Consider the following 16576-nt stretch of genomic DNA (forward strand, 5'->3'; position numbering starts at 1 on the left):
GCTGACTTAGCACTTCGTGGTCTTACGTTTTTTCCCCAAGCTACCACGCTGCGCAACTTTAGCTATGTAATCTGGCGCAAACGGCACTTGACATGAAGTCTCACCCACATCCACGTTCACCTTACCTATCGTTTGGCCCACAGCGATCGCAGCATCACTCAAAGAGGTAACATAAGTCCCCAGTGCAATCACAAATCCATTCATGCAATACCGTACACGATTTGGTGCTTGATGGATTTGACTTTCCACGCGCTTGAGGAGTTTCTGCAACAACTTCACATCCAACTCAGTGTCCTCGGTCACAGCAATATAGCTACTCAAAACACACCAACCTGCAGCAGCGATGTCAGCGTTATCAGAATCGATCCACGCCATTGCCAATGGCATCGCATGCGGGCTTTCAGCAGTCACCCAAGCCACACTATATTCACGTATGCCATGCGAATTCGCAGCTTCGACCCAATGCTGCAATTGCGCCTCAGTCATTTTGCCACCATCAGCTAGCAAACCCGCCATGTACTGCGCGTCATAAATACCCGTATCGAATAGGGCGCAAGCAAAAGCCAAATCGTTTTTGTATGGCTTCATCAGCTTTTTCATCTCTTCGATTTTGACGCCAAAAATCGGCTCCTGCGCGCCATGTTTTAGCATGGTGTTGCGATACGAATCTAGCCCCAAGGACTTGAGTTGCGCGACAACGAGTTGCACTGCATCCGATGTACTCATGGTGTCGATCCTTTCGAAATCATTCAATTCAAAACCGATGCCTAGCTTATCAGAATCCTGTCTGACAACAAGCGGACACACCAGAACTTTCACAAAGGCTATACTCTGTTCGCGTTGTTTCTATCCAACGCGTAAATTAAATAGAAACCTGTGAATCTGAATATGAATACCAAAGCCAATCAGCAGCCAATCATCAATCTCGCATTGCAAGGCGGTGGTTCGCACGGCGCGTTCACCTGGGGCGTATTAGATACCCTGCTAGAAGACGGACAAATCCGCTTCGAAGGCATCAGTGGTACAAGCGCTGGCGCGATGAATGCGGTTGCGATGGCACATGGCTTTGCCCTCGCAGATAAAAAATCCGATCTAGAAAAGCGCGAAGCGGCACGGCAATCACTCAAAGATTTTTGGGATGGCGTGATCCACATGGGCGCTTTGCAAAATAGTCTGGCGCAGGCGCAGCGCGTCCCATTTGATATGCTATTTGGCGGGATGGCGGCATTCGTCGGTGCGCGATCGCCCTCACAACTATTCGCTGAGTCCATCGGTAGCATGTGGAGCAATGCGATTTCACCGTATCAAAGCAATCCCCTAGATATCAATCCCCTCAAAGATTTTCTTCAAGGTCACATCGATTTCGAACGACTGGCAGCGTGCAAATCGATGAAGGTATTTGTGGTCGCGACCAAAGTCAGCGATGGCAAAGCTGAAGTCTTTAGCGGCAAACGTCTGACTGCCGACGCGCTGATGGCATCGGCCTGCCTACCCACCGTATTTCGCGCAGTCGAGATTGAGGGCGAACATTATTGGGACGGCGGCTACTCAGGAAATCCGGCCATTCATCCCTTAATTTATGAATGCAAAAGCCGCGATGTGGTACTGGTTCAAATCAATCCCATCCGACGCGACAATGTCCCAAAAACCGCAGCCGACATTCTAGACCGCCTCAACGAAATGACCTTTAATGCCGCCCTCATTGCGGAGATGCGCGCGATTGATTTCGTAAAACGTCTGCTAGCCGAAGGCAAGCTCGACCCCAAGCGCTACAAAGACGTCCTCATGCACCGCATCGATGGCGGCGAAGAGTTAGAAGCCTATCCCGCCGCTAGCAAATCACAAACCGATTCTCAATTGATTTACCAATTGCGTGATTTAGGAAAAAGCAGCGCGCAGCAATGGTTGCAAACCCAACGACAGCATCTAGGCGTGTCTTGTAGCGTGAACATTGCGCGTGATTATTTGGATGATTTGCGGGTGCCGGTTGGTGGGCGTGGTGGCTAAGCGCAGTTGTTGCGGATAGTGTGGTGAATCGTAGGCGCCCATGATTACTTTGTTATAGCTTTTAACAGGCCAGTACCCGATCTATCTGCTTAACGATATTTTCCCGTGCATTTTGTTTTTTAAATAGGGTGGGAATGTGTAGTAGAAACCTAGACCATTTAAATTTCTCTATTTGTCTTTCACTTGAAGCGATATAGTCACGTAATTCTACTGCTGACTCACGGTTAAACGCCCACAGAAGCTCGCCCTTGTAAGCTATAGAGTAAAAAGCATCTAATGGCCATTGCAATATATAGGGCTTTCTCGTTTGGCAGTGGCCACAACTAAATGCACCTAGATCTAATCCGTGACTTCTCATTAGATACCGCGAATGATTCCAATTTTCCGGAGAATAACCCTCGGGTAAATCTCCAATTGCACCAGTCGAACCACCATGTAAATTCGCGTAATAAACTGCCCCATGCCATTTGTGCCCGCACGAATCTTCAAATAGATAATACTCAAATAAGTCGCTTTGATCGAAGAAGGGTACATCTTTCTTTAATGCGATTTTCACGACTTCAGCAAATTCAAATTCCGAATGCTCGCCACACACTGGACACTTTATGTCAACTTTGTGAGGCATTGGATTCCAATCATATGTACCAGTCATGGCAGTTCCTTAGTTCTAAGGCCGAATTGAAACGCGCGCAAGCCTATCGGCAAATATAAGGGATGCGCATATTCGTGCGTCATTTTCAAATGCACGGAATGCCTATTTGAGGTTGCGCATCTCGTTATCGTAATAATCCCACGATGATGTTTCATTCGCGTGAATTTCGATTGGGTATCTGGCAATTTCCTGTGGCATATTGGAAAGTCGTTTCAAAAATTCTTGTTTAGAGTGAACGAAGAATACGAATTCCCGTTCGCCCCTGCCTGTAAGCACTAAAGTTAGTATTGCTACACCGTCTGACTCAGTTGTAGCAACCAGTCGATCTTCAAACGAATGCATCAGACTTATATCCGCTGGCGAAGCAAGTCCATTCTTTTGTGGCATGTTCATTTTCCAGAAAATGTTTATACGAATGGGGTAATGAGCACGTGGAAAGCTTGCGGGTATTTTTCGAAATCGTAGCTGAAATGGATAAGTCTCAGTTTTTCCCTCAGCAATTGCCCAACTATGCTCACTTGAAGTTCTCAATTTCTGCCCCTGCGCATAGGTTTGTGTGACAGCAAATGAAAACATTGCAGCAATGAGCATGAGACGTAAAAATTGAACATTTGGTTTAGACATAACGTTGAGCTGTGCGGCTGGCCGCCAGCGGATTATGCAAAAAAAAGACAGCGTGTCCGGCCAGTCCGAACGAGCGCTATGTTAGAGCTTAGGAACGATGCCATCATGTGAATAAGGTTTAAACCAGCGACCACTAGGCTCCAATGGAAAACGGCCCATACGCTGGAGCGATGCTACGTGATGGGGGAGACAAGTGACGAGTCCTTGCATCGAATTCCGTGTGCAGCCTTCCAAACGACAGGTTTGATCGCCCGAGACGAAGTTTCCCTTCTCTAGTAAATCATGCATAACCGCAGCGTAAATCAATAAGTCGTCCGGCTGCACATAAACATTCTTCAGCCATTCCGCAACCTCGATTTCGGGAACCCGAAAAAGGTACGGATCATTACCCCAGTTCCAAGCCCGGCTACCTTGCCAAAATTGACCACACGCGCGGCAAACATAAAGTTTATGTTCTCCGTCTGAGTGCGTCGCAATTTCATCAAGGGATTTCTTGAGTTGGCGAGACGCTTTAATTCGGCCACTAATAGAGTCACGAGTCAGTTCGATAGGATCGTAATTGCTGCAGGTACACATGCGATGGGCTCTAACGCGATTTAATTTAACAAGTTGCAAAGATAACCTACCATCAAAACTTTGGCAATTTGTTTCGCCCCTCTGGAAACCCGCATCAAGCTTGGCTGAAATTAGTTATACCTTACAGAAACTTGGTTTAAACAAACCGACAAAAAGTGCAAATGGTTTCAAGAAAGCTGAATACGCGAACGACACATTTGAGCAGACACTTGGATGCTCCATACCGCGAAGCAAACAAGGTATTACAAAAACTTGTCCGCAGCCAGACAAGCATTTGCCAAAATGGACCGCATTAGACACCCATCTTAAAATTCGGGGAAGATAATTGAAATGACAGGCTTTGGCTTATTTTTGTTATTTTTTGAAATGAGTGTCTTTGTAATCCTGTTATGCGGCATGGGGGCGCTCAACTGAAGTCTGTGATTTTGGAGATCGCGCCGTCTTGGAACTCGAATTCGGAGCGGCCGGAGAAGTTTAAAACCTGCCCTTTCTTCAGACCGTTTGGCAGATCGGCGGCAACGACTGCGCGAAAATCGATCGTGGCAATCGCCACAGAGCCTTGAAGCTCGAAGGACTCAATTTTTTGATGCCGTTCCGAGAATAGCGATAAAGACTGCTGAGCAAGGGTTCTGAGATCCGCGACCCCATTTGTGCTTGCGTTCACGACACCAGCACAAATGTTCTTGAACTCAACCTGTGAATGAACACTCATGAGCATGTCGTCAATATTCTTGCGATTGTACGCGTCGATATAGTTGTCGACGAGTGCGCGGATATCAGTGGGACTCAATTAATACCTCCGTGAAATGTTACATAACGCAACGGTGAGCGGATGGCCGCCCATAAATTTATAAAATACTGAGCCGTATCGCAGCCAGTCCGATCGACCAACCAGTTAAGCATCAGTTGATTCAGCCACTGCATTTGCAAGTTCATCATCATACAATTCTGTGTCATCAACGAACCCCGCAGCAAGGCGTCGCTTAGCCTCGGGAATAACAAGTGCAAGTGCAATTCGTTGGCGAATAAAGGTGGAAAGCACATAGTTTGAGATTTCTCCAACCGGCACGTTCCAGTTCTTTCTACATCGTTCTATAAGGCTTGATTCAAAATCTGGATCAACCCATGCTCCGGCAACGTCTGCGACACTTCTAGTTTCCATATCTGATGCTTAACGCGATTTAATTTGACAAGTTGCAAAGATAACCGACCATCAAAAATTTGGCAATTTGTTTCAACCGTCCGGAAACCCGCATCAGGCTTAGCTTAATTTGTTTATACCCTACAACAACTTGGTTTAAACAATCCGACAAAAAGTGCAGGTGGTATTAACAAGCTGAGTACGCGAATACCACATTTCAAACACTCACCGCTTCTCTTCCATCAAGCCCACCAAATTACCATCAGGATCACGCACAAATCCTATCCATAGCGCGTGATCGGGCATTTGTGCTGCCATTTGCGGTGCGCGTTCTAGCTGCGCTCCACGGGCGAGGATGCTGGTGAATACGCTTTCTATGTCTTCGACTTTGAAATACAAAACAGAATTCGCACCAACTGCACCCGCACCTTGTGGCGTGCTCAACATGATACGAACCGAGCCAGCACTGAGAAAAGCTAGACTCGGTGCGGGGCTGAATAAAAATTCTAAACCAAGCACATCACGATAAAACTCTAAGGCCTGTGAAACATCACTAACCGTGATGGCGATTTGTCCTATTTCAGATAATTTATGTTCCATCGCTGTCTCCTCAAATTTGAATTTGTCATCATGCACTCGTGCGCAATCTCTTATACAAAGTTCGCCACATCACAATAGGCATGAGGACGCTCAGACACGACCAGATTGCCGCTATGGCTAAGAAAATGGGATCGATATTCGGACTGGCTGGTGTCTTGCAATGATGGGATTGACCCAGACTACAACGCAATACCACCGTTTGATTGGTGGGCGGAATTTCATCGGCGACCATGGCATTGTCGAGCGTCAAAAGCTGTCCATCAGATAAGCGAAATGTGGGAAAGAAGCGTGGTCTACCGCGTGATGCACGTGGTGGACCAGCATCGACCAAAACAGCGTCCACCACCCGAACCCGACCAAATACATAATCTGCATCATTCTGCCAAAAGGCCGCGAATATCATCGATGTGAAGAACAAAAACGGTAGCGGTGCGAGTAACAAGATGGCGGAATTGACATGCTGTGAACTAGCCTGAAGGTGCCTGCCTATCCTTGAAAAAAAAGCGTAGGCCATTTACATCTCACACAAAATCCAAAACCAAATGACCACCAACTGCAACCGACTGCCATTGCGCACTCAATTCCAGTAGTTTGCTCCGCACCGCCTCGATGTCCTCGGCATGCAATTCCAAAGGTGCGCATTGTCGCGCATTGCAGGTGACTTGATACAGGTCTAGCATATCTGCCGGGGCGCTCGTCCAACCTGACCAACCGTCTGCCTGAAACACTTCGACCAAGCGCTCAACGCCATCGCTCTCTTCTTCTGCGGCCATTTGAAATGAGGCCGCTTCGCCATGCAAGATGCGATCAACAAAACCGCGTTTGTGCAAAGTGCTCTCGACACCGTAATGCACCATGTCATGCGGAATAATGCCTTGCTTGGGGCACTCAATACGCTCAACAGCAACGCCGTCACGCACGACAGCCATCTGATCGTGCTTGCCAGCACCTTTGGTAAAAACTAATTGCATCATTTCTCGTAGCCCGTTTCTTGTGTAGGAACATCGGTGGCGTTCGTGCTTTGCTTACGAATACGTGCCAATACCCAAAATGACGCGATCAAACCAAAAGTCATCGTGCCCCCAAAACCACCTCTGATGATGGGCTCACCGAGATAATGCGCGATCGCCGCACCAATCCCAAATCCAAGCAAACCGGCCCAAGCAATTTTGCGCTTCTCACCTTGTGCAAATTCAGCTCGGCTTTGGTCATTGAGTCGATCTTCCTGTGCTTGTAGTTCAGGGGAGCGAAACGTATCGGCTGCTTGTTCAGCTTGAAATTTATCCATCGATCACCACTCCTTCACTTTTTACCCGCGCAAAATGGGCGCGTGCCATTTCCTCACAATGCATCCACAAAGCAGGTGAACTGCGTTCAATTGTCGGTCCATAGCGTTGCAGCACCATCTCTAAGCTGACATTATTTTCAACCCAAGTACCGCCATTGGTGGCGACGTTGATTAATAAAGGTTGGACACGATCTAATGCTTTGGCGAACTTCGCGTCATCGCTGCTTGCTGCCTCAAACTCCTGCCACAGAGCGAGCAAGTCTGCGCCTTGTTGTTGTGGAAGCAGCCCAAATAGGCGCTCGGCTGCCATGCTTTCTTGTAGTGCCTGATCTTGTTGCGAAGCACCGCTATGAATCGGCGTATCACCAACATCCACCTCAACAATATCGTGAATCAACAACATCTTTATGACCCGCTCAATATTGACAGGACTATGCGCATGATCATGCAACAACATGGCGTACATTGCCAAATGCCAAGAATGTTCAGCGCTATTTTCTTTGCGGCTTTGGTCTAACAGCGGTGACTGTCGTATGACTGATTTAAGACGATCAATCTCGCGCAGAAAATCTAATTGTTGAAGCATGGCATTGGCTTGCATTGGCATCGGTACTTTCTCAAATTCAAGCGAGCTTATTCTTTATCTGCGGTGCTAACTTCGCTATGCTTCCCCGCTTGCCGTTGCCGACGCTGGGAGCGCAAACGCGCGGCTGTGCCTGCACGATACGGATCAACATGAAAAGGAAATCGTTGCTGCGCCATAAAACCTTCCGGCATGTAATCGCCAAACACACCGTAATTTTTTGGGAAGCCCGTTTGGCCTTTGATCGCAGTACCAAATACATAATCGAGGAATGAAAAATGCGCGGCATAATTTTTATCGATGGCGATTTCATCAGATGAATGATGCCAGTGGTGAAAATCCGGTGTGACGATCACATACTTTAATGGTCCCCAATTAAGATGGACGTTGGCATGATTAAACACAGCTTGGAAACCGACCACGATGATATACACATCCATCACGGTCTTTTCAAAACCCAGGACATACAAACTGCCCAAGACCAACACGCGGGTGGCGATCAGCTCTAACATGTGCATACGTGATCCCGCCAGCCAATCCATGGTTTTGGTACTGTGATGCACCGCGTGGAAACGCCATAAAAACGGTACTTCGTGATAAGCGCGATGCGTCCAATACTGCGCCAGATCTGCCACTAAAATACACAAAACTAACTGCAACACGAAAGGAATCGCCTGCACCAATTCTTGTAGTGCCGGAATCGCGATCCAACCAAAAATTTTGTGTATTAAAAAGTTGACCGTCAACAGTGCCAGTCCAATGATGAAATGATTGACGGCGAAATGCACCAGATCGGTCTGCCATTCTTTCCGAAAAATCGGCTGCCCGCGATACAGAGGAAAGAGCTTTTCCAAGCCGACAAAAATCAAGGTCGAGCCTAGCAAATCCAAGATAAACCAATCCAGTCCGATGTACGGCGTGTGATCAGGAAAATCCGCAACTGGCACATGCGATCCACCCAACATCACACTAATCAATACCAGCAAACCCGCCACCGCATTGACACTACGTGCGCGCTTCAAAATCAAATTGACCAAGCTAATGGAGCCAGACAACACCAAGGCAGCAAACATGACATGGCGAATCAAATCGGGGGAATATTGGCGTCGTAATTCCGGTGTCGTCAAATACTGCGGAAAGTGAAACGCCAACACGCCAAGCAAACACAAGATAGCCAATCCTAAGGCCCACACGCCGCTGACGATGCCATAACCTTTTATCAGCTCACCGTCTGCGGCCATTAATTTCGCGGTATCTTTAGCGACGCTGGCGATTGCAGCAACTGGTGCGGGTATTTTGTCTTGTTTGATATTTTCTGACATAGAAACTTAATGTATTTAGGAGATGGACTGCTCGGATTTCGATTGAGTTTGCAATAGTAAGTGATTTTTTAATAATTGCCTATGCGATCATCGTCGCTTAGATTGACTGGCTAGCCACACGCAAGTAAGCGAGCTGCTGATGCGACAAGCTAGAATCAAAATGGGGCGAATGTGGATTCATAAAGCCGTGACGTGTGCCAGCGATAACCTCACAATCTGTGCTTGAGTTCGTCAATTGATCGACAATACGATGTGGTTGAAACGCGCTCTCATGTTCCGCAAAGATCAAAGAACTTTTACAACGAGGCACTAGCGACAGGTGATCACGAATGCGAGAGCCATAATACATAACAGCACGACTGTCAGGATGACATTCCTCGCTACTGGCATAGTGCCATAGCGCCGATGCACCAACGCTAAAACCAATCAGCAAGGCGGGCATATCGCCCGCGATATGTGCAATTTTTTTCTGATATCGAAGCAAGCCTTGATCTGCATGAAACGCCTGTACTGCGTTTTGCTCCGTCGAATAGGGATGTTCATCGCTATCCCATGGTGATAAAAACCGCAGTTGATGCGGATCAAAACTCTCGAATAAGGCACGAACGCCATCGGTGACGCCGTGAATGTCAGTAGCAATGATTATCTGCATCAATCACATTTCTTTTATCTTCGTGAGGGTGGACGAAGTCTAAACTACATGGATGTTGCCATCAATCGCGCAGTACCTGAAACGCGAATTGAAGACCCTGGTTCGGAACCAATATCTGCCGCGATCCGGGAGCGCATTCCCATATCTTCGCCTTGAACAATATCAATATGTCCGCCATGCAGCCAAGCCAAATCACGTAAATAACCAGCAAACGCTGCACTCGCCGCCCCCGTCGCCGGATCTTCCAATACGCCACCAGAGGCAAATGCGTTTCGGGTATGGAAGAGCTGATTGTTTTCGATAAACACAAAAAGAATAGTGACGAGAGCTTCACGATTCATCCATACCCGACCAGCTGATAAATCGTAGCGCATCGCACTTAAAGCCTGTCGCGAGTTCAGCGCAAGCACTAAATGATCGGCACCACCATGAATACGCGCGGGTGGAATACGCGGATCAAGATCAGCCTCGCTATACCCAAACATCGCGAGCGCCTCCGCTATCAATTGTGGCGATGCTTCGGCACTGCGGGTCGGGGGCGATTGCAAGGCCGCAGAAATCGTACTGCCATCACGACGCCCTTCGACTGTGATCTTCGCTTGATTCAACAGTAGAGAAAATACGCCATCGCCTTGTTGCAGTGCCAGCGCAGCGCCTAGCGCTATCGTCGCATGACCACAAAATGGGACTTCGGATTCTGGTGAAAAGTAACGCACGCGCCAATCTTCGCCAAATTGAACAGCAAACGCCGTCTCAGAAAATCCTACATCAGCAGCGATTTTCTGCATCTCACTATCGGAGGGAAATTGATCTGCAATCAAAACACCAGCGGGATTGCCGCCAACTTCACCATCTGAAAAGGCTGCGATTTTTTGGACTTGCATTATGGTTCCTTGAAATAAGAGTGGATGCATCATAAACGATTCGTTCAATCAGCATAGACGGTCTCCTTTGAAGAGCGTTTTCCGTCTTCCAACCCTAGTGAATTTCGACATGAAGGGAAGATTGTTGGACAAGGTCAAAGATCGCAGCCAGTCAGTTCACACGCTGGACTAGATTCATAGAACTCGTTTTAACTGCACCAACTTGGTATTCCATTTTGGGATCGCTGATTTTCCATCGATGCCGGTGACCGTGATGTTGACCAAGACTCCTTTACGCTCATAACTGATCGAGGCAAATGAAGGTGCGTCGGCTTTCGGATTGATGTGTACAGCCTTATCAGGATCGTTGCTCACAGCGGTAAAAGTCGTTCCAGGTGGATTACTCATTTTTCTGTACATCTCGACCGAGGGTGCTGGATTAGGACCTGTATCAAGCCAAATCTTTGGTCCGTCAGAACTGTAGACACAGGCTTTGCCCAATAGCCCTTTCTCTGGAACGCCAGCTTTAAATGTATGACCAAAGTGCTTGGATAAATAATCAGGTTCAAATGGGCATTGCGCAGCGGGTGTTGTTTGAGCCGAAGCATAAGCGACACAATTCATCAGCGCAGTAAAAATCAAAATCTTCTTCATTACTTCGATCCTCCTTGTCTTTTAGCTGGTTTGATTGAGATAGTTTAAGAAAAATAAAATCCATACCGACGGCCTTACTTCTCTAAAACCAAGCAGAAAAATAGCACAAAATATTAGTAATTGTCTTACTTTCTGCATCTAATAAACCAGCATATTGTCGAGCAAACTTTGTACTAGCGATCGAATTAAGGCATCGATGTTTAAGCCCTTTTGCACTCACTCACAGCTTTTTAGCAAAAAACTTCTCGCCCAAATTCAAGCCTGTCACCTTGCCATCCTTCATTACATAAGTGAGGATTTGCCCGCGTCCCAATAATTCAGTTCTAAACGCGTGTTCTTCGGCCTTGAAAACTTCGGTATCCGCCTCAGCAATGCCCATTTTCAAAATCAGTTGATTGTCTTTGATCTGGCATTCGAGCGTACCTAGCTCGTTCTCAAATGTGCCTGCATAATTTGCCATCGGCAACGGTAATGGTTGCTGGCGTGCTGCGCGTTTTTGTTTTTCTGCGAGTTGCGCTTGGATCATTTTTGCGTAGTTTGCTTGTAACTTGTTTTCGGCTTCTATGCGTCGCGCATCGTGATCAGCTTCGCTCAACAAACTAGCATAGATGACGTCAACGATATGTTGGTTCATCATGCCTGAGAGCTGCCCGCCGTTGCTCAGTACGACAACACCAACACCACGTTCTGGCATCATGGATATATGCGCGCTATAGCCGGTGAAGCCACCCGGGCGCAGATAAATCTTTTGCCCTTTGTACTCAGCGATATCCCAGCCTAGCGACCAGCCTACACGCTTCATCCCACCCACCGTACGATTTTGTGACGCTGTTTGTTTCCAAGCATCCGCGATTAACTCTGAGGGGAAAATCGTTTTCCCCTGCCAACGACCTTGTTGCAGGTGCACGCCTAACCAAGCTGCCAAATCATTAGCACTGCTATAGGTGCCACCAGCGGCATGCATGTTTTTATCGATTTTCTTCGCCTTGCTAATGACAAAAGCATCTCCAGCGAATTCATGTCCTTGCGCTATTTTTTGCGGATCTAACTGCGTCAACCGATTCGCGCTGTTATGCATATTCAAAGGTTTGAAGACTTTTTCATCGACCAAGTCTTGCCAAGCTTTTCCGGTGAGATGTTCGAGAATATACCCTGCCAATACGGGGCCAAGATTTGAGTATTCAAAGCTATTTCCTGCGGCGGAAGCCAGATGATGCGGCAACAAAGCGAGGAGGTCTTGCGCCGATTGAAATTCGCCAGTGAATGCAGTCCGATAAGTGACGGGGCCATCACCACTAATACCGTGTGTGTGATTAAGCAGACTTTGCAAAGTCACTTGTTCGACATTCACATTAGGATGGAAGCGTAAGGTCGGCATCAGCTTTTGTACGGGTGTCGTCATTATTGGTGGTGTCATTGAGTGCGGCTTACTGCGGGCAATATCTGAACTGATATGCGCGGTGAATGCTTTGGTACTCGATGCGATATAGAAAGGCGTATCTGGTGTGACTGCGAGCAAACCACCGATTTGGGTTTTGCCAAACCCTTTGGACAAAATGATGTTGCCATCGGCGACCACGGCTACTGACAGGCCTGGTGAAAATTGTTCAATCAGTTTGGCGTTGAAGACGCGCTCAAGGTTTTCTGAGGTGAAGGGCTTTGAGGCCAATACTGGCGTTGCCGTTTCAGAAGGCGTGGCGGAAAGTGTCACACTCGGCGCTACGCTACTGACTATAATCACAGGCAACACAATCAACATCTTTTGTAGGCTATTCATCTCTTTTCCTTTCGTGTGAACATCACAAAACAGCAATGCTTCGTGTTTTGTTTAGCGTGCAAAAACGCGCCATTTTTGGCAAAGGGAAAATAATAGGAATTTTCGCAGATCGATTCTTGTTGAATCCGATGAACGACAAATTTTGGTGACTGAAATGTGATTAATGCGGAGTCGATGTCAGGGCCCGAGTGTCGTAATATCCATATTGCCGACTACGGTGATTTGTCAGATTTGTCAGAGCGGTTTGGTTCAGGCCGACTAATTAAGAAAGTGGCGATGGCCAAAAATAACAGTGCCACGCTTATTAACAACCAAACATGTTCAACGCGGAACAACATCACGGCGTAACTAAGCAGTAGCATCAGTACCGCAATGACTTTGCTTCTTCTCGAAATACTTTTGTTGGTCTCCCAATCGACTAACAATTTACCAAACACTGCGTGACGATGCAGCCACTGATGCAAGCGAGGAGAACTACGGGCAGAAAACCAAGCTGCCAATAACAAGAATGGCACGGTCGGCAGCCCGGGCAAAACGATCCCTATGTTCGCTAGAATCAAACATAGACAGGCCAAAAGTAGTGCCAGATATCGCGACATCAACAAATCTTTTATTTTGCAGTACTTAGTTGGCGATCACGAATCAATATAGCGAAATATCTTGATTGCGAATACCGATCAACTCAAGTGCTTGCTCGGTGGCCGTGGAGGTCACCAATGCCGCAATTGCCATACCCTTGGCAACAGATTCGGCATCACTGTTAAAGCTAATTCCCCAATCAATCGCCATTTTTTTTCCGACAGCGATCTTATTGTCGAGTAAATCCGCGACAAAGCCCCACTGCGCGTTCCCCTTGGAACTATGCGCTGAATCAAGAATCGCCACGACCAATGAGCCATGCGTAGCTCTGCCACTAGCTAATTCACCTTTCCAGTAATTAAGACCTTCAGCATCAGCACCGCCCGCCCTGCCTAAGGTGTTTTTGAATATGGTATTGACGAAATCCCCGTCGGTCATGGTTGCTGAATAACCAGTCAATAATGGATATTTAGTCCCAGCATCAAAGAAAGATTCTGCGATCTGCGCAATTTTTTGTCCGGCTTGCAATTCCCCCATCCAATAAGATAAACCATTGGCATCTGGTACACGATTAAAAAAGGCAATGTAAAGTTCGATCAGGGTCTGAATTTCTGCAACGCTACTCGCGGCAGCCTTGCTTTGTATCCCTAAATTGATATTGATATCTGAAAATTGTATCGTTTCGATATTCATCAGGGAGTCGGTACCATCGTAGCCCAATTTAGATACCACTTCAAAATGCGAACCTAGGTTTTTGATGGTGTAGTTGGACAAGTTGCTGCGATAGATCACCGTGTCATTCCCTACCCCGCCACTAAAAGATTCGTCTTCAATTTGACTGACGAACTGATCGTTCTTTTCTGTACCGATATAATTTCTACCGATGGATTTACTGGCAAGGCTACTGACCGCTTCGCGCGTGCCAAAGGCGTCGATATATTGTGCTGTGACCGAGATTATTTTTCCCACGTCTTTTTCGCTCAGGAGAAAACTCGAACTGTTTGCCCCATCAATCGCAATGCCGTTTGTTTTCCACTGATAGGTGATCGCCCCGAGTCCATCTGCATCCACAACATTATTGGATGCGCTGAGTGTATTTCCAACTGTGAATTTACCCGCGATAGAGACAGTCCCAATTGGCGCATCATTGACAGGCGTCAGATTAATATTGATGGTTGCAGAAGCAGAAGTATCGGCGCCGTCGCTTACTTTAACTCTGAAGCTGCTGTACTGATTGCCACTGGCATTCATGGCGCCTTGATAGAACAATTTTCCAGCAAGAATATCATTGACTTGTATCGTGTCGGCGATATCAACAGGCCGAATATCGGTGCCGTTGATTCCTTTGGTATACAGCTGACCGAGCGCTGGGATTCCTGTGATCACGATGGCTTGTAAGCTATCGGCGGCGTCGACGTCTTTGAAGACGAAGTCACTCAATTTGAAGGTATACGCTTCGTCCTCACGACCAATAATCGTGCTATCAGCCGAAGTGGGAGAATTTGGATTGGCAGCGGCTTGGATGTTGACGGTGCTAGTCGCTGTAGTGAAACTATTGGCCGCGCGACTGCCATCATCAAACTTCCAGCTCATCGAGATCGTTTTGGTGAGATGGTTATTCGTATTTTTATAGGCTATTTGCTGCAGACTTGCACTGACCAATTCCTGTGTGGCATTGCTGTTAAACGTCATTTGCAATTGACCATTGACAAGGCTGTAGTTGCCGATCTCAACATTGAGAACCACAACTTTGCCGTTTTCCAGTTTGAGGCTTCCGCTGCCGAGAAACACATCTTGTATATGGGCACCGCCAACACGCTCTAGAGTTAAGGTGCTGTTGGCATAGTTATTACTCTTTTCAAAGTCAACATCATAAATTCTTGCATTGTTATCGAGTACGACTGCTGTCCCTCCGCCTGTGAAAGTGACGGTAGCATCGACTGATTTTTGGACATCGAGTGCTTTATCTAAACTGCCATTCGAGTTGACCCGCACAAAAGCGAGATCTAGATTTTTTGTTGAAGAGAAAACGATTTTGCCGTCGGTTTGAATATCAATTCCTGTGGCACCACTCAGTCCCTCGTCGATGACCAAGATTCCTGTTGTATTGAACGTAGTGTCCATGCTGCCATTTGGATTCAACCTTGCTGCAATCAGCACCCCGTCGTGGGTAAATCCATTTATTCCAGCGACAATGATCTTTCCGTCAGACTGGATGTCCATCGCCAAAGGTTCAATTCTTGAATAACCAGTTGCGACAGTAAACTCGCGATAGCCAATGCCATTAAACGTGGTGTCGGGTGTCCCGTTGTCATTGAATCTCGCGACAAATGCCCCATTTGGAGAACTACCAGTAAGGAGTAACTTTCCATCGGTTTGAAGCTTCATCGCCTGAGGATCAGCAATTCCCCAACTGGCGCCATTAAAGATGAACTTACCATTCGTGCCATAGCTGGTGTCGATACTGCCATCGCTTCGCAATCTTGAAATAGTGGTAATTCCATCGACATAGGAAGCGATAATAATCTTGCCATCCGTTTGAATCACCGTGGACTCTGCGGAATCGGTTCTGCCGAGATTGAATTCCACATAGGCGTTCTGGTTGAAGCTACGATCGAGACTGCCATCCTGATTCAAACGTTCAACAACGGTGTTAAAGTCGTACTCAGGCGCATTAACTTGCTCATTGCTTTTAAATCCAGCAAGAATGATCTTACCATCCGCTTGCATATTGACATGGTAAATAACGTTAACGGCACTTGATTGACCATAAAAGCTGCTATCGAGTTGACCATCTGTGGTAACACGCAGAACATTGTAGCCGCCAAACAGGATTTTTCCGTCAGCTTGGATAATGACAGAAGTTCTATCTTGAGGTATCGCGGTCGTTGTCGTTAACAGCGTTCCCGTTTTGTTAAAACTCAAATCTAAACTGCCATCCGGGTTGTATCTTGTTAGGAAATAGTTATTGTACATTCCAACACCAGTCACGCCAGCGACCACGATCTTGCCGTCTGCTTGAATCGCAACTGCGTTGCCTAGTTCATTCGATCCAAGATTCGTCGTAATGATTCCTGATCCAACTGAAAAACTTGGGCGCTGATTAACGATAGCTGGCGCTGCTTGTTGATTTTCCGTGTTTACACTGCTCTTGGTCTGATGCATGGCGTAAAAATCTTTCGAGATGGGTAGGGTTACGAGGTATTTTTAGCATTATTCTTTATTTAAGTTTCGAATGCAACGCTCGATTCTCGAAAC

Annotated in this window: 19 protein-coding genes; 1 reads left to right on the top strand and 18 read right to left on the bottom strand. The window is 47.0% G+C overall.

The features are described 5' to 3' along the window. Positions 1 to 6: 6 nt before the first annotated feature. A complete protein-coding gene (locus H8K52_RS09925) occupies positions 7 to 726 on the bottom strand; it encodes a DNA alkylation repair protein (protein WP_186922747.1) in 720 nt (239 codons plus the stop codon). Between the two features lie 162 nt (positions 727 to 888). Between H8K52_RS09925 and H8K52_RS09930 the strand changes: the two genes are divergently transcribed. Next, positions 889 to 2007, top strand: coding sequence for a patatin-like phospholipase family protein (locus H8K52_RS09930; protein ID WP_186922748.1), 1119 nt, complete (start codon positions 889 to 891; stop codon positions 2005 to 2007). 61 nt (positions 2008 to 2068) lie between these two features. Here the strand turns inward: H8K52_RS09930 and H8K52_RS09935 are convergent, their stop codons facing one another. From H8K52_RS09935 to H8K52_RS10015, 17 genes are all read right to left on the bottom strand, one after another. Next, positions 2069 to 2659: a hypothetical protein gene (locus H8K52_RS09935; protein ID WP_186922749.1), complete on the bottom strand. Its 591-nt coding sequence runs from the start codon at positions 2657 to 2659 to the stop codon at positions 2069 to 2071. A 102-nt stretch (positions 2660 to 2761) separates the two neighbouring features. Then, positions 2762 to 3283 (bottom strand): DUF695 domain-containing protein, encoded by a 522-nt coding sequence (locus tag H8K52_RS09940; RefSeq protein WP_186922750.1) that lies wholly within the window; start codon positions 3281 to 3283, stop codon positions 2762 to 2764. 81 nt (positions 3284 to 3364) lie between these two features. Next, the gene (locus H8K52_RS09945) at positions 3365 to 3898 is read right to left on the bottom strand and encodes a hypothetical protein (RefSeq protein WP_186922751.1); all 534 of its coding nucleotides are present in this window, start codon (positions 3896 to 3898) and stop codon (positions 3365 to 3367) included. Between the two features lie 367 nt (positions 3899 to 4265). Beyond that, the gene (locus H8K52_RS09950) at positions 4266 to 4649 is read right to left on the bottom strand and encodes a nuclear transport factor 2 family protein (RefSeq protein ID WP_186922752.1); all 384 of its coding nucleotides are present in this window, start codon (positions 4647 to 4649) and stop codon (positions 4266 to 4268) included. Positions 4650 to 4754: 105 nt separating this feature from the next. Then, complete coding sequence (locus H8K52_RS09955; RefSeq protein WP_186922753.1) at positions 4755 to 5021, bottom strand: hypothetical protein; 267 nt, start codon at positions 5019 to 5021, stop codon at positions 4755 to 4757. Between the two features lie 204 nt (positions 5022 to 5225). Continuing rightward, positions 5226 to 5600 carry a VOC family protein gene (locus H8K52_RS09960; RefSeq protein WP_186922754.1) on the bottom strand — a complete coding sequence of 125 codons (375 nt, stop codon included), beginning with the start codon at positions 5598 to 5600 and terminating at the stop codon, positions 5226 to 5228. A gap of 28 nt (positions 5601 to 5628) precedes the next feature. Beyond that, complete coding sequence (locus tag H8K52_RS09965; protein WP_186922755.1) at positions 5629 to 6114, bottom strand: hypothetical protein; 486 nt, start codon at positions 6112 to 6114, stop codon at positions 5629 to 5631. A 7-nt stretch (positions 6115 to 6121) separates the two neighbouring features. Beyond that, positions 6122 to 6571 carry a hypothetical protein gene (locus tag H8K52_RS09970; protein WP_186922756.1) on the bottom strand — a complete coding sequence of 150 codons (450 nt, stop codon included), beginning with the start codon at positions 6569 to 6571 and terminating at the stop codon, positions 6122 to 6124. Next, on the bottom strand, positions 6571 to 6888 hold the full coding sequence (locus tag H8K52_RS09975) for a hypothetical protein (RefSeq protein ID WP_186922757.1): 318 nt from the start codon (positions 6886 to 6888) through the stop codon (positions 6571 to 6573). Before H8K52_RS09975 ends, H8K52_RS09970 begins: the two co-directional genes overlap by 1 nt. Next, positions 6881 to 7489 carry an HD domain-containing protein gene (locus H8K52_RS09980; protein WP_186922834.1) on the bottom strand — a complete coding sequence of 203 codons (609 nt, stop codon included), beginning with the start codon at positions 7487 to 7489 and terminating at the stop codon, positions 6881 to 6883. Before H8K52_RS09980 ends, H8K52_RS09975 begins: the two co-directional genes overlap by 8 nt. 32 nt (positions 7490 to 7521) lie before the next feature. After that, positions 7522 to 8793 carry a sterol desaturase family protein gene (locus H8K52_RS09985; protein ID WP_186922758.1) on the bottom strand — a complete coding sequence of 424 codons (1272 nt, stop codon included), beginning with the start codon at positions 8791 to 8793 and terminating at the stop codon, positions 7522 to 7524. Between the two features lie 97 nt (positions 8794 to 8890). Continuing rightward, positions 8891 to 9445: a dienelactone hydrolase family protein gene (locus H8K52_RS09990; protein WP_186922759.1), complete on the bottom strand. Its 555-nt coding sequence runs from the start codon at positions 9443 to 9445 to the stop codon at positions 8891 to 8893. Positions 9446 to 9489: 44 nt separating this feature from the next. Then, entirely contained in the window at positions 9490 to 10329 is an 840-nt protein-coding gene (locus tag H8K52_RS09995) for a PhzF family phenazine biosynthesis protein (protein WP_186922760.1), read from the bottom strand. Between the two features lie 174 nt (positions 10330 to 10503). After that, positions 10504 to 10962: a hypothetical protein gene (locus H8K52_RS10000; protein ID WP_186922761.1), complete on the bottom strand. Its 459-nt coding sequence runs from the start codon at positions 10960 to 10962 to the stop codon at positions 10504 to 10506. 220 nt (positions 10963 to 11182) lie between these two features. Continuing rightward, on the bottom strand, positions 11183 to 12739 hold the full coding sequence (locus H8K52_RS10005) for a serine hydrolase domain-containing protein (protein ID WP_186922762.1): 1557 nt from the start codon (positions 12737 to 12739) through the stop codon (positions 11183 to 11185). A gap of 212 nt (positions 12740 to 12951) precedes the next feature. Beyond that, positions 12952 to 13338 (bottom strand): YbaN family protein, encoded by a 387-nt coding sequence (locus tag H8K52_RS10010; protein WP_186922763.1) that lies wholly within the window; start codon positions 13336 to 13338, stop codon positions 12952 to 12954. A gap of 43 nt (positions 13339 to 13381) precedes the next feature. Continuing rightward, positions 13382 to 16483 carry a DUF4214 domain-containing protein gene (locus H8K52_RS10015; protein WP_186922764.1) on the bottom strand — a complete coding sequence of 1034 codons (3102 nt, stop codon included), beginning with the start codon at positions 16481 to 16483 and terminating at the stop codon, positions 13382 to 13384. Between the last annotated feature and the right edge of the window lie 93 nt (positions 16484 to 16576).

Source organism: Affinundibacterium seohonense (assembly GCF_014284305.1).
GTDB lineage: Bacteria > Pseudomonadota > Gammaproteobacteria > Burkholderiales > Burkholderiaceae_D > Undibacterium > Undibacterium seohonense.

Excerpts from the sequence above, each read along its gene's own strand:
- H8K52_RS09925 (WP_186922747.1), bottom strand. The coding sequence starts at position 726 with ATGAGTACATCGGATGCAGTGCAACTCGTTGTCGCGCAACTCAAGTCC.
- H8K52_RS09975 (WP_186922757.1), bottom strand. The coding sequence starts at position 6,888 with ATGGATAAATTTCAAGCTGAACAAGCAGCCGATACGTTTCGCTCCCCT.
- H8K52_RS09995 (WP_186922760.1), bottom strand. The coding sequence starts at position 10,329 with ATGCAAGTCCAAAAAATCGCAGCCTTTTCAGATGGTGAAGTTGGCGGC.
- H8K52_RS10005 (WP_186922762.1), bottom strand. The coding sequence starts at position 12,739 with ATGAATAGCCTACAAAAGATGTTGATTGTGTTGCCTGTGATTATAGTC.
- H8K52_RS09940 (WP_186922750.1), bottom strand. The coding sequence starts at position 3,283 with ATGTCTAAACCAAATGTTCAATTTTTACGTCTCATGCTCATTGCTGCA.
- H8K52_RS10015 (WP_186922764.1), bottom strand. The coding sequence starts at position 16,483 with ATGCATCAGACCAAGAGCAGTGTAAACACGGAAAATCAACAAGCAGCG.
- H8K52_RS09965 (WP_186922755.1), bottom strand. The coding sequence starts at position 6,114 with ATGGCCTACGCTTTTTTTTCAAGGATAGGCAGGCACCTTCAGGCTAGT.
- H8K52_RS09985 (WP_186922758.1), bottom strand. The coding sequence starts at position 8,793 with ATGTCAGAAAATATCAAACAAGACAAAATACCCGCACCAGTTGCTGCA.
- H8K52_RS09990 (WP_186922759.1), bottom strand. The coding sequence starts at position 9,445 with ATGCAGATAATCATTGCTACTGACATTCACGGCGTCACCGATGGCGTT.
- H8K52_RS09960 (WP_186922754.1), bottom strand. The coding sequence starts at position 5,600 with ATGGAACATAAATTATCTGAAATAGGACAAATCGCCATCACGGTTAGT.
- H8K52_RS09930 (WP_186922748.1), top strand. The coding sequence starts at position 889 with ATGAATACCAAAGCCAATCAGCAGCCAATCATCAATCTCGCATTGCAA.
- H8K52_RS10010 (WP_186922763.1), bottom strand. The coding sequence starts at position 13,338 with ATGTCGCGATATCTGGCACTACTTTTGGCCTGTCTATGTTTGATTCTA.
- H8K52_RS09955 (WP_186922753.1), bottom strand. The coding sequence starts at position 5,021 with ATGGAAACTAGAAGTGTCGCAGACGTTGCCGGAGCATGGGTTGATCCA.
- H8K52_RS09980 (WP_186922834.1), bottom strand. The coding sequence starts at position 7,489 with ATGCAAGCCAATGCCATGCTTCAACAATTAGATTTTCTGCGCGAGATT.
- H8K52_RS09935 (WP_186922749.1), bottom strand. The coding sequence starts at position 2,659 with ATGACTGGTACATATGATTGGAATCCAATGCCTCACAAAGTTGACATA.
- H8K52_RS09970 (WP_186922756.1), bottom strand. The coding sequence starts at position 6,571 with ATGCAATTAGTTTTTACCAAAGGTGCTGGCAAGCACGATCAGATGGCT.
- H8K52_RS10000 (WP_186922761.1), bottom strand. The coding sequence starts at position 10,962 with ATGAAGAAGATTTTGATTTTTACTGCGCTGATGAATTGTGTCGCTTAT.